Annotated in this window: 4 protein-coding genes (1 of these 4 running past the window's edge); all 4 read right to left on the minus strand. The window is 71.4% G+C overall.

Going from position 1 to position 12,981, the window contains the following annotated elements:
• Tightly spaced (each overlapping or abutting the next), the 4 genes in view from fabD to TFC3_RS36955 form a layout consistent with a single transcriptional unit that may run on beyond the window.
• Positions 1–1,080 (minus strand): ACP S-malonyltransferase, encoded by a 1,080-nt coding sequence (gene fabD / locus TFC3_RS11980; RefSeq protein WP_067499191.1) that lies wholly within the window; start codon positions 1,078–1,080, stop codon positions 1–3.
• On the minus strand, positions 1,077–2,447 hold the full coding sequence (locus TFC3_RS11985) for a PfaD family polyunsaturated fatty acid/polyketide biosynthesis protein (RefSeq protein WP_067499193.1): 1,371 nt from the start codon (positions 2,445–2,447) through the stop codon (positions 1,077–1,079). The genes fabD and TFC3_RS11985 overlap by 4 nt, the downstream gene beginning before the upstream one ends.
• Positions 2,444–11,206, minus strand: coding sequence for an SDR family NAD(P)-dependent oxidoreductase (locus TFC3_RS11990; RefSeq protein ID WP_067499195.1), 8,763 nt, complete (start codon positions 11,204–11,206; stop codon positions 2,444–2,446). Before TFC3_RS11990 ends, TFC3_RS11985 begins: the two co-directional genes overlap by 4 nt.
• Positions 11,206–12,981, minus strand: partial view of an SDR family NAD(P)-dependent oxidoreductase gene (locus TFC3_RS36955; protein WP_067499197.1) — the final stretch only. Its footprint extends 27,198 nt past the window's final position; the window shows 1,776 of its 28,974 coding nt (coding positions 27,199–28,974); its start codon lies off the right edge, out of view; the stop codon is at positions 11,206–11,208. Before TFC3_RS36955 ends, TFC3_RS11990 begins: the two co-directional genes overlap by 1 nt.

The raw sequence follows: 12,981 nt of genomic DNA on the forward strand, positions 1-12,981 counted from the left end.
TCAGCCGACGGGCTCGATCTCGGTGAGGTCGAAGTAGCCGCGGTAGCCCTTCATGTAGACGGCCGCACGGTGGCCGAACAGCACCGTGGCCGGGGTGGCGGTCTCCAGCAGCTCGTGGATGCCGATGGTCGACTTGACCCGGGTGCCGATGGCGTAGGTCTGGTTCCAGCGCCGCACCAGCTCGTCGGCCAGCTCAGGGCGCCCGGTCGCCGGCGCCGGGCGGGGCGGCGGGTCCGGCAGCTCCCGCCGGATCTTCTGCACCAGCTTGGTGAGCACCTTGCCGTGCCCGATCTCCTCGAACTCGGCGTCGCCCTGTGCCAGCAGCCCGGCGATGCTGTCGGTCCAGCACACCGGGCTGACGATCTGGCGGGCCAGCAGATCGCGCACGTCGGCGCGCCCGTACGGCTGGGCGGTCACGTTGGAGATCACCGGCACGGACGGCTCGGCGAACGAGAAGCGCTGCAGGAACTGGGCGAACTCGGCCCGCGCCGGTTCCATATAGCGCGAGTGGAATGCGGCGCTGGTACGCAGCGGCATGAACAAGTGCCGGCCGGTCTGGAACAGCGGCTTGACCACCTCCATGTCCGCGGCCGGGCCGGACAGCACGATCTGCGACGGGGTGTTGAAGTTGGCCAGATCGATCGTGGTGATCCCGTTGCCGGCCAGGATCGAGCGGACCTCCTGCTCGCTGGCGTTGAGCACCGCGGCCATGGCGCCCCCCGTAGCCTGGCTCATCAGCTCACCCCGCTTCTTCACCAGCTCCAGGCCGGTGGCGAAGCTGTAACACCCGGCGGCGTACAGGGCGTTGAACTCCCCCAGGCTGTGCCCGGCCACCACATCCGGCACCGGTTCCTGGTTTCGCCGACGCTGTTCCAGCGACAGCGCGTTGACCACGTAGAGGGCTGGTTGGGTGAACTCGGTGCGGTCGAGTTCGCCGCGCGGGTCCTGCAGGCACAGCTCTTTGATCGAGTAGCCCAGCAGGGTGTCGGCGGTGCGGGTCAGCTCGGGGAACTCGTCGAACAGGCCGTCGCCCATGCCCTTGGCCTGGGAACCCTGTCCGGGGAACAGATAAATTCTCATGACACTTCCTCCTTGCTCGCGGTGGCGGTCCGGGCTTGGCGGGACAGCAGTGCCGCGCCCTCGCTCATCAGCCGGGTGGCGATGTCGTCGACGTGCCGGCAACGCCAGTCGTGCAGTGCGGTGCCTTTCACCCACTGGTTGAAGGCACCCAGGGCCGGACCCGTGTGGACCTGGACGTTGGCCAGGTCGCGTTCCGGTTCGGTTAAGGACAGGCGGCTGCTGTAGCCGTAGTACCAGCGGAACATCAGGGCCATCCGCCGCTTCGGGCTGCGGGCCGCGCGCCCGGCTTCGGCGGCGCGTCCGGTGCGCTGCAGGTAGGCCGCGGTTTCCTGCCACACCTCGTCCGCGCTCTTGCGGAAGAAGGTCCGCTCGATCTGCGCGCGGGTGGTCGCGGGGATGTCGTCCCATGACTCGTGCGCCTGGTACAGCGCGAACAGCTTGTTGGCCCGGGCCGGGAAGAGCACCCCCTTGCGCAGCACCTGCACCAGCGCGCCCATCTCGAACAGGTCCCCGGCCGGGCAATACGCGGTGTCCTGCACGTTGATCTGCTGCAGCCGGTCCTTGACGGCGTCGCTGATCCCCGATTCGACGGTGCACTGGTTGATCGAGCCGGTGGTGACGAAGTCCGCGCCCATCACGAACGCCGCGGCCACCGCCTGCGGGGTGCCGATCCCCCCGGCCAGCCCCACCCGTGCCCGCTGGGCGGCGGGGAACCGGGTCGACCGCTCGTCGCGCAGCGCCTGGATGGCCGGGAGCAGCACGGTGGACACCCCACGGTCGGTGTGCCCGCCGGAGTCCGCCTCGACGCACAGGTCCTGGCACAGCGGGACCTCGCGGGCCAACTCGGCCTGCTCGGCGGTCACCTTCCCGGCCGCCAGCAGTTGCGCCACCATCGGTTCGGGGGCCGGGTCGAGCAGGGCTGACGCCACCTCGGGGCGCGACAGCTTGGCGATGATCCGGGTGTCGCGGGCCACCCGGCCGTCCGGGGCGCGGCGCAGGCCGCGCAGGTGGAACAGCACCAGCGCGGGGGTGGGCTGGACGAACGCCGATGCCTCGATCAGCCGGACGCCCTGGCCGAGCAGCAGCTCGACGCGGGCCATCTCGCGGGCCGGGTCCTGCAGGTCGCTGAGCAGGTTCACCCCGAACGCCCGGTCCGGGCCCAGCTCGCGCCGGATCGCCGCGATTTCGCCGGCCACCCGGTCCGGGGCCATCCCGGCCGCGCCCAGGAAGCTCAAGAACCCGGCCCGGGCCATCGCCACCACCAGATGCCGGGAGGCGATGCCGCGATACATCGACCCGGCCGCATAGGCGTAGGCGATGCCGTGGTCCTGGCGGAACGCCGCCGATCCGAGGCTGCCGGGGTTCATTGCTGGTCCTGCCCGCTCATCCACCGCTTGGTGGCCTCGATCGCGTCGGCGCCCGGGTCCGTGGTGTAGAGCCGGGTGCAGAGCTGCGCGGCCACGGCGGCCGAGGACTCGTGGCTGAGCAGCACGAAGTGGTTCGGTGAGTCGACGTCGCGCAGGTGGAACTGCGGGATCCGGCGCTGCCACTCCGACCAGTAGTCGGTGTGGTCGACGCCGTTGGGCCCGTCCTGCGCGGAGAACACCGAGGCCAGCTCGCCGTAGAACAGCCCGCTGCCGTTGCGCAGGTAGAAGCAGGTGACCGCGCCGGGCTGCGGCAGGGGTTGCACGTCGAAGCCGAGCACGTCGTACGCCTCGTGCACGTCGGCGTTGTGGGCCAGCAGGTCACGCAGCTTGCCGGGCGGGGTGCGCAGGCCACGCCCGCGGGCCAGGGTGACCAGTTGCTCCAGCACCGCGTCGTCGTCGCGGTCCCAGTTGACGTCGACGCTGGCCACCAGGGTGCCGGCGAACTCGGCCGGTTCGGGTCGCAGGCTCGCGAAGAGCAACGCGTTCACCTGTTGCAGCAGCAGGTCGCGGCGGGACATCGCCAGGTTCTTGAGGTGCTCGCCGTACATCGCGTCGAGCATCACGACGCTGTCGACGGTGGCGCCGCGCTGCTGCAGCTGCCGGGTCACCTCGTACGCCAGCAGCCCGCCCAGCGAATACCCGCCCACGTCGTACGGGCCCTCGGGCTGGACCGCCTGGATGATGCCGGCGTAGTGGGCGGCCATCGCCGCGATCCCGTGCAGCGGCGGCTCCTCGCTCATCCAGCCGCGGGCCTGGATGCCGTAGAACGGACGGCCCACCGCGGCCGCGAGTGGGGCGTACACCTCGACACCGCCGAGCCCGCCGTGGCACCAGAACACCGGGCGGCCGGTGCGCCCGGAGTTGAGCGGCACCAGCTCGGTGAAGTGGGGTGCGACCGCGCGCTCGGGCTGCTCGGTCAGGCGGCGGGCCAGGTCTCGTACGGTCGCGGAGGCGGCCACCCTCTGCGGCTCGGCACCGAGGCGCTGGGCGAGCTGCACGGTGTGCATCGAGCTGAATCCCAGCTGCGGCAACGGTGCGTCCAGGTCCAGCGCCGACACCGGCAACCCGAGCAGGTCCGCCACCGCCGCCGGAACATCCTCGGACGCGGTTGCCGGGGTGGCCGCCGAGGTCGTCTGATCCAGCCACAACCGGTGCCGCTCGAACGGGTAGGTGGGCAGAGTGCGCAGCATCCGCGGTTGCGGGCCGGTGTGCGCCACGGTGGTCCACGGCACGTCACCGCCTTGGGCCCAGAACATGGCCAGTTGCTCGGCGCTGCCGGTCGCCACGATCTGGCGCAGCAATGCCTCGCCGGAGTCGCCGCCCAGCAGCATGGCCAGGTCGGAGCGGCCGTGCCGGGCCTCGCCGGTGAACACCGCAACCGTTGCCGGGTCGCTGCCCAGGTGCTGGCGCAGGCCGGTGATCAGCTCAGGCACATCGGCGGCAACCACGGCCAGGCGGCACTCCATCACCTCGCGGCCCTGCTGCAGCGTGTACGCGAGGTCGTCGAGCACCACGTCGGGGTGATCGTCCAGATGGGAAATCAGCTGCCGGGTCACGGCTTCGAGCCGATCGCCGGTACGAGCGGACAGCGGCACCACCAGCGGCCCGCGCGGCGCGTCGGGGTGCGGTTCGGGCGGGGCGGCCGCCACGTATTCCTCCAGCACCAGGTGGGCGTTGCTGCCCCCGGCACCGAACGCGCTGATCGTGGCCCGCAGCGGATACTCGCGCTCCACGCCGTCCACGTCGACGACTGGGCGCTCCCACTTGGTCGCCTTCCGGGGCAGGTGGAACGCCGAGTGCTCCAGGTCCAGACTCGGGTTGAGCGATCCGGTCCCGACCAGCGGGGCCAGCATCCGGTGGCGCATCTGCAGCGCCACCTTGCTCAGCTGGGCGATACCCGAGGCGGCTTCGGCGTTACCGATGCCGGACTTGACCGAGCCGAGGGCGCAGTGCCCCGGTGCGCTGCCGTCGCCGTACACCCGCTTGAGCGCCGCCATTTCCAGCGCGTCACCCAGCGGGGAGCCGTTCGCCGATGCCTCCACGTAGCTGACCGTGCGCGGATGCACCCCGCAGCGGCGCAGGTTCGCCTCGATCAGGCTGACCTGCTGATCGGGGTCCGGCACCACCGGGCCGCCGCTGCCGCCCTTGTGGTTCATGCCGCTGGCCCGGATCACGGTCAGGATGTCATCGCCGTCGGCCACCGCGCGGGCCAACGGTTTGAGCAGCACCGCGCCGACGCCCTCGGCCGGGATGAACCCGTCGCCGTCGAGGAAGGCCCGGCTGTGCGGCCCGCTGCCGGTCAGCCCGATCACCTCCAGCCCGGCGTACTTCTTGGGATGCAGCGACAGGTTGACCCCACCAGCGATCATCATGTCGCAGGTGCCGCGGCGCAGCTCCTCGCAGGCCATGTGGATGGCGGCCAGCGACGACGAGCACGTGGTGTCCACCGCGAGGCTGGGCCCGCGCAGGTCGAAGAAGTGCGACACCCGGTTGGCGATCGCGCTGTAGGACACTACCGAGGTCAGCGCTTCCTGCGCCGGATCGGCGGCCAGCAACTGGTACTGGTGGTACATCGCGCCGACGTAGACGCCGACGCTGCCGTCGTACCGTTCCCGCAAGGTCTGCCGGGTGTAGCCCGCCCCTTCCAGCAGCGTCCACACGCACTGCAGGAACAGCCGGGTCTGGGGGTCCATCACCGCGGCCTCGCGCGGCGAGATGTGGAAGAACAGCGGATCGAAGTCGGCGACGCCGTCCAGGAAGCCACCCCAGCCGAGCGATGCAGCGGTACGGTCCCAGCGCTGCGCCGGAACCTCGGTGACACAGTCCCGGCCGGCCACCAGGTTGTCCCAGAACTCGTCGAGATCGGCGGCACCGGGATAGCGCCCGGCCAGAGCCACCACCGCGACATCATCATCGCGGCGTGGTTTTTCGCTGGTCGGGGCTTCTTCTTTCCGCACCGTGGCCAGCGCGGGAGGCGCCTTTTCAACGCCGAGGATGGTGGACACCGCCGCGGTGTGGGTCTGCTGCAGGTGCTCGCTGAGGGCCTGCACGCTGCGGTGCTCGAACAGCAGGGTCTTGGACAGCGACCCGAAGTCGTTCTCGAGGCGGTTGGTGACCGACAGCGCGAGCACCGAGTCGATGCCGAACCGGTCGAACGGCGCAGCGGGATCGATGCGGTGCACCGGAATCTGCAACGCCTCGGACAGCACGCCGCGCAGATACCCGACGAGATCCGCCCCCGTCAGAGCGGTTTTTTCGGGTGCGGGCATCATCACGGTACGAATCCGCTCCAGATCACCCGCGACCACCACCACCTGCGGGTCGCCCGCGGTCAGCGCGGCGTGCAAGGCTGCCAGCCCGGTGGCCGAACCCATCGCCACCATCCCCAGCCGCTCGCGCATCGTGCGCTCAGTTGCAGCGTCGACCTGCATGCCGCCGTGCGCCCACAACGGCCAGGCGATGGACACTGAGGCACCGCTGCGGCGGCCCTGCGCCACCAGGGTGTGCCGGTAGGCGGCGTAGGCGTCCAGGAACGCGTTCGCCGCCGTATAGTCGGCCTGCCCGGTGTTGCCGAAGATGCCCGCCAGACCCGAGAAGAGCGCGAAGAAGTCCAGCTGCACCTCACGGGTCGCCTCGTCCAGGTGCACGGTTCCGGCCACCTTGGGTGCCAGGACCACCCGGCAGTCGGCGGCGGTCTTGGTGCCCAGCAACGCATCGCGCAGCACTCCGGCGCTGTGCAGGATGCCGTGCAGCGTGCCGTGCTCGCGCAGAATCCCGGCGATCAGCGACTGCGCCTGCTGGGCGTCGCTGACGTCGGCCTGGACGTAGGTCACCGTGGCGCCGCGGGAGCGCCACTGCTCCAGCACCGCCGTCTGTTCGGTGTCCGGGGCGGAACGGCCCGCGAGCACCAGCGTGACCTCACGAACCTGGTCGACCAGGTCGGCGGCCACGATCCGACCGAGGCCGCCCAGGCCACCGGTGATCAGGTAGACCCCGCCGGTGCGCCACGGCAACCGGGCCGGGGCCGGCGTGCCCGGCTCCTCCCAGGTCTGGGCTTCTGCTTCGCCGTCGCGGAACCGGATGCGGGCCGCGGCGCGGTGGTGCCGGGCGGCCAGCACCTGCGCCACGAGGGTGGGCAGCGGCTGCGCGGTGTCGACGTACACGGCCTGCGCGGACAGCCGGGGCTGTTCGGTGGCCGCCGACTGGAGCAGGCCCAGCAGCCCGCCGGACAGGGCGAGCGAGGGTTCCTCGGGCACCACGAGCTGCACCAGGGTGTCGCCCGCGGCGGGGTTGCCGAGTTCGCGCTGCGCCCAGGCGAGGGCCTGCTCGGCGTACTCGGTGTAGCGCCGCGCGGTGCCGGCGGTGGAGGTCAGCGGGATGACGTCGGTGCTGGCGTCGGATGCAGGGAGAGCTTCGACCAGCTCGGGCAGGCCGGGCACCAGCACGACGGTGCGTTGCGGGGTACGGCCGGTGGCGGGGTGGCGTTCCCAGCGGGGGCGCAGGCTCAGCCACGGGGTGGCCGGATCGATCGGGGCGGTCGGGGTGACGTCGCCGTCGAGGATGCGGTAGGACATGCCGCGCAGGCGGGCTCGTACCCGGCCGTCGTCGTCGCACAGGTCGACGTCGAGCTTCATCAGGTCGCCGGTGGGGCGCACGCCGCCGCTGTAGCGGATCCACGCCCACATCGCCGGGGCCCCCGGTCCGTGCACCTCCAGCTCGTCCAGCGCGAACGGCAGCGACGGCTTCATCCCGGTCACGTCCAGCTCGCCGACGCTGCCCGCGGTAAGGCCCATACCGAGCGACGCCTGCAACGTGGCGTCGAGCAAGCCGGGGTGCAGCACCATCGTCGCAAGCGAGCCATGGAACGCCTCGGGCAGCACCAGCCGGACCAGCACTTCGTCCGGCCCCGCGTAGAGCCGCTCGATCCCCCGGTGCAAAGGCCCATAGGAGAAACCGATTTTCTCGTACGCCGGGTACAGCTCGCCGGCACCCACCTGTGCCCCGGTGCAGGCGGCCCGCCGGGCGCTGAGGTCAACGACGACCGGATCCCGGTGTTCCACTGCCGCGCGGCCCTGACCGTGCACCTGCCCGTCGGCACCGGTGAATTCGTAGGCCACCTCGTGCGAGCCGGTAGCGGTCACCGTTGTCAGCACTGCCGGGGGCTGCGGGTCGGCGACCAGCGGGCGCGCCCATACCACGTTGCGCAGCACCATCGTGGCGGTGCCGTCGTCGTCCAGGGCCGCGGCGCTGGCGGCCCGAGCCATCTCCAGGAACGCGACGCCGGGCAGCACCTTGCGGCCCTGAACCCGGTGGTCGGTGAAGAACGGCTCGGAGCCGGTGAACGCGGTCCGGTAGCAGTGCTCGCGCAACGTGGACACGTTGGTGTGCACCATCGGATGCAGCACGTCGGCCGCGCCCTGCGGGGTCTCTTGCGGGGCGGCGGGGACCCAGTAGCTTTCCCGGGCGAACGGGTACGTCGGCAGCGGCACCCGACGGTCGTGGCCCGCCAGGAACAGGTCCTCGTACGGCAGGTCGTAGCCCTGCGACCACAGATCCGCCACGGTGCTCAGCTCGTCGCCGGCGGACGGCCCGGCGGCGACCCGGCGGATACAGTCGGCACCGAAGGCGCGCAGCGCCGGGCGTTCCTCGGCCACATCGGCCACGGCGGCGTGCACCCCGGCGGGATGCTGGTCGGCGAGCCAGGCCCGCAGGGTGGTGACGAGCCCGCCCGTGGTGGTGGCCACGCAGGCGAGCCGGTGCGGCAGGTGCTTGCGGCCCGTGAGCAGCGTGAAGCTCACATCGCCGAGGTTGAGCCCGCTGTCGTCGGCGCAGCGCACGGCCAGGCGCTCGGCCTGCTCACGCAACTGCTCCGGAGTGTGCGCGGACAACACAATCAACTCAGCACCACGGTACGACCCCTGCGGCGCCACCGCCGGGGCTTGCTCGATCACCAGGTGCGCGTTGGTGCCGGTGACGCCGAAGGAGCTGACCGCGGCGCGGCGGGGCGTACCGGCCGGCACGTTCCACGGTTTGCTGGTGACCGGCACGGCGAACGGGCCACCGGTGAAGTCGATGTGCGCGTTGCCCTGCTCGAAGTGCAGCGACGGCGGGATGACCCGGTGGCGCAGCGACAGCAGCACCTTGAGCATCCCGGCGACCCCGGCCGCGGTGATGGTGTGCCCGAGGTTGGACTTGATCGAGCCGAGCGCGCAGGGGCTGGTCCGCGGGCCGGTGCCGGTGAACGCGCGCTGCAACGCGTGGTATTCGATCGGGTCGCCCAACTTGGTGCCGGTGCCGTGCGCCTCCACCATTTGGATGCCGGCCGGGTCGATGCCGAACTCGTCGTACACGCTGGTCAGCAGCCGTTCCTGGGAGGCGGCGCTGGGGGCGGTCAAGCCGTTGGAGGCGCCGTCCTGGTTGGTGCCCGAGCCGCGGATGATCCCGTGGATGTGGTCGCCGTCGGCCAGCGCGTCGCTGAGCCGCTTGAGCACCAGCACCGCGGCGCCCTCGCCGGGCACGAATCCGTCGGCGCGCTCGTCGAAGGTGTGGCAGCGCCCGCTGGGCGACAGCATCCCGGCATGCCCGGCCACCTGGTAGAAGCGCGGCGTGCACTGCACGGACACACCGCCGGCCAGCGCCATCCCGGTCTCGCCGGTCCACAATCCCTGACAGGCCAGGTGAATCGCGACCAGTGAGCTCGAGCAGGCGGTGTCCACCGACACCGCAGGCCCGCGCAGATCCAGGTGGTAGGCGATGCGCGCGGGCATGGCCGACAGGGCGTTGCCCCACATCGCCGACGCGGGCGCCTCGCCGCCGATGAGCTGGCCGTACCCGCTTTCCTGGCAGCCCGCGTAGACGCCGCACCGGCGGCCCCGGGTGCCGCGGCCGGCGTACCCGGCGTCTTCGAGGGCCTTCCAGCACTCTTCGAGGAAGATCCGCTGCTGGGGGTCCATGTAGCGGGCCTCGACCCCGGAGATGTTGAAGAAGATCGGATCGAAGAGATCGATGCGGTCGAGGAAGCTGCCGTGGCGACAGGCGTCGGCGCCGGTTGCTGGGGAGGCCGGCAGGTCCCAGCGGGTGACCTCGCCGACGAGGTCGTCGCCGCGTTCGAGGTGTTCCCAGAGCTGCGCGGGATCGTCGGATCCGGCGAAGCGGCCGCTCATCCCGACGATCGCGATGGGCTCTTTGCCGGCCGGTGCCGCTTCGGCGCGGGCGGCGGGCTGCGGGGCCCGGGGTTGCGGCACGGTGACGGTCTCGGGCGGCGAGGGCAGCAGATTCGGGTACGTCGCAGCGATGTGCCCGGCCAGCCGGGTGACCGAGCCGTGGTCGAACAGGTCGGTGGTGCTCAGCTCGATGCCCAGCACCCGGTTGAGTTGCTGGATGAGCTGGACGCCAAGGATGGAATCGATGCCGTGGTCCATGAACGCGTCATCAGCGGCGATGTGCTCACGGCCCAGCTTCAGCGAGCTCTTCAGCTGCGCGAAAATGGCGTCCTCGACGTGCCGTCGCAGCCCGTCACCGGACTTCTCGACCGAAACAGGCTCAGGCTCAGGTTCTGGCTGGGGCGGCGGCTCGGCAGCAGCGCTGGGGGCCTGCTGGCGGATCAGACCGTCGCTGGCGGCGGCCACCACCTGGTAGCCGAGGCCGTGCAGCGCGGCGGCGGGGAACGCGACCGGGTCGAAGCCCTCCTCCTCCAGCACCTCGAGCCAGGTGTCCGGGGCCAGCGCCGGGGTGCCCGCGATGCGCAGGTCGGCGTCCTGGTAGCGCCACCAGCCATCGAGCAGCCCGAACGTCAGGTGCGCGAAGACCGAGTAGGCCGAGATCTCGTTGAGCAACAGGACTCCGCCGCGTTTGAGCAGCGCCTTGGCGTGGCGCAGGGTGCGGCGGATGTCGGCGGTCGCGTGCAGGACGTTGGTGGCCAGCACGAGGTCGTACGAGCCAGGGGTGAACCCTTGGTCCTGCGGCGCATGTTCGATGTCGAGGATCTGGTAGTCCAGGAAGGCGTGCTGCGGCCCGAATTCGCGTTCGGCGTGCAGCAGGAACGAGCGCGACAGATCGGTGTAGCTGTAGGTTTCGACCGGTGCGCCGCGCAGCTGCTCCAGCACCCCGGCGCTGCCCCCGCCGGTGCCGGCGCCGATCTCCAGAAGGCGCAGGCGGTTCGCCGGTTCCGCGGCGACAACGGCATCCCGCACGGCCGCAACCGTGCGGGCCATGACGGCGTTGAACGTGTCGGTGACCGGGTTGTTGCGATAGATGCCCTCGACCAGCGACATCGAGGAACCCGGAAACATGACGTCGGTCGCCGGGATCGCCCCGGTGAGAATGCGCGGCAGGGCAGGCAGCGTCGCATCCAGCAGCCGCACCTGGGCGCGCAGCCCGGGATCCTGGGCCCAGCCGGCCGATCGGGTGTCCCACTCGGCCCACACCGCCGCCGGGTCGCCGCCGCCCGGCTGGTGGCCCCGGCTGCGCAGCAACCGCACCGATTCGGCGTACCAGCGGTGCATCGCCGCCACCGGCGCGACCGCATCGCCGAGCTGCACCGCGAGCAGCCGGATCAGCAGGTCGTCCTCGATCGCCCCGGCGGGGGTCCCCATGGCGGCGGGCAGCGTCGCGGCGACCTGGCAGCCGAGCGCTTCGAGACCGACCGGGACCCCGGTGGGGGCCATGATGATCGATTCGCTGGGGATGAGGTTGTGCATCAGCTGTCACCCATCTGGGCCTTGACCAGGGCGAGCTGGTCGAAGGCGCCGCAGAGAAGAACGTCGAGAGCGGCCATGCCGTCGGCCGGTTCGATGGAGGCCGCCCCGGCCTGGCTCATCCGCTGCTGGTACTGCCGGTCGGCGACGACGCCGACGCTGCCCCAGTAGCCCCAGTTCATGACCTTTACGGCGGCGCTCAGGTCCCGGCCGAGCCGGTGGGCGTAGGCGTCCTCGAACACCGAGCCCGCCACGTAGTTGCTCTGCCCGGCGGCCCGCAGGAACGAATTCATCGACGAGAAGAACAGGACCAGCTCCAGGGGCTCGGCGGCGAAGGCTTGCATCACCCGTACGGCGGCGTCGACCTTGGCCGTGACCGCGGCCCGGAACCGTTGTTCGTCCATCTGTTCCAGCCCGGCGTCGAGCAACGCGATGGCCGAGTGCACGATGCCGTGCACGACCGGGTGGTGCTGCTTGATGCTGTGGTACGCGGCTCGCAGCGACTCGGGGTCGGCGGCGTCGGCGCGCACGTACAGCGGCATGTGGCCCAGGGTTCCGAGCCGTTCCCGGCGGCGGGAGATGTCCGCGTCCTCGGTGCGCCGGCCGATCCAGACGATCCTGGCGTCGTACCGGCGGATCATGTGCTCGGTCCAGGCCTCGCCCAGCCCGCCGGCGCCGCCCACGATGACGTATGTGCCACCCCGGCGGTACGGCGTGCGGCTGCCCGGCTCGGGTACGCTCACCTGCACCGGCACCAGGTTCTGGCGGTACCAGCGGCCGCGCCGGTGCCCCCAGGTCGAGCCGGGCTCGGCAACGGGAAGCGCCAGAATCTCAGGCACCGGGTTCGCGCCGTCGGCGCTCACATCAACCAGCCGCACGGTCCAGGCCGGGTATTCCTTGGCGGCGGCGCCGAACAGCCCGTGCAGGCCCGCCGGGGCGGGGTCGACGACGTCGCGCTTGAGGATCGGCTGGGCTGCCCGGGTGATCACCGTGAGGTCCAGGTCGCGGCGGCCGTAACCGAGGCTGAGCAAAGCTTTCAGCACCCGGAAGCCGGTGTACAGGCCGTCCTGCTGCGCGGTGATCAGGGTGTCCGCGTCGACGCCGGGTGTGCTGGGCACGAACCAGATGAGCCGCCCAATCGCCCCACGGGCGCCGTCGAGCCGGTCGGCGAGCGCCGGCACCGAGTCAGCGCCGGACAGGTGCAGGTGTTCGGCTTCGGGGTGCTGATGGCGTACGAGCTCAAGGTCCTGCGGGGTGCCACCGGCCACCACCACCCGACCGGCCGGGGTTGCGACGGGCGACCCGGCCGGGACCGTCACGTCCCACACCGGCTTGAGAACTATGGAGCCCTCGGCGAGCGGCTGGGGTTCGACGGTGGTGTCAGGCCGCGCCGCCGAGGTGGCCAGCCAGTAGTGACCGCGGGCGAACGGGTAGCCCGGCAGCGGCAAGCGGCGCGCCTGGCTGTTGGCGGGCAGCTGGGACCAGTCGACCGCCGTACCTGCGGCCCATAGCTCGGCCAGCTTCGCCGCACCGGAGGCGTCCCGCGCCCCGGCGGCCAGGTCGGCCGGATCCGCCCCGGCGTTCGCGGTGCCGCGCCGCGGCACGTAACCGGCCCAGAGGCCGTTGCCCCCGCCGGTGGTGTGGAAGGCGGAGAGCTTCGCCAGCAGCTCGTCGCGGGACTGGGCCACGAACGCCAGCCGGTGCGGCATCGCTTCGCGTCCTACCTGGAGGGTGAAGGCAAGGTCGCGCAGCACCAGGTCCGGGTGTTCGACGGCGTA

Source organism: Actinoplanes sp. TFC3 (assembly GCF_001553785.1).
In the GTDB taxonomy this organism is placed as follows: Bacteria; Actinomycetota; Actinomycetes; order Mycobacteriales; family Micromonosporaceae; genus Actinoplanes.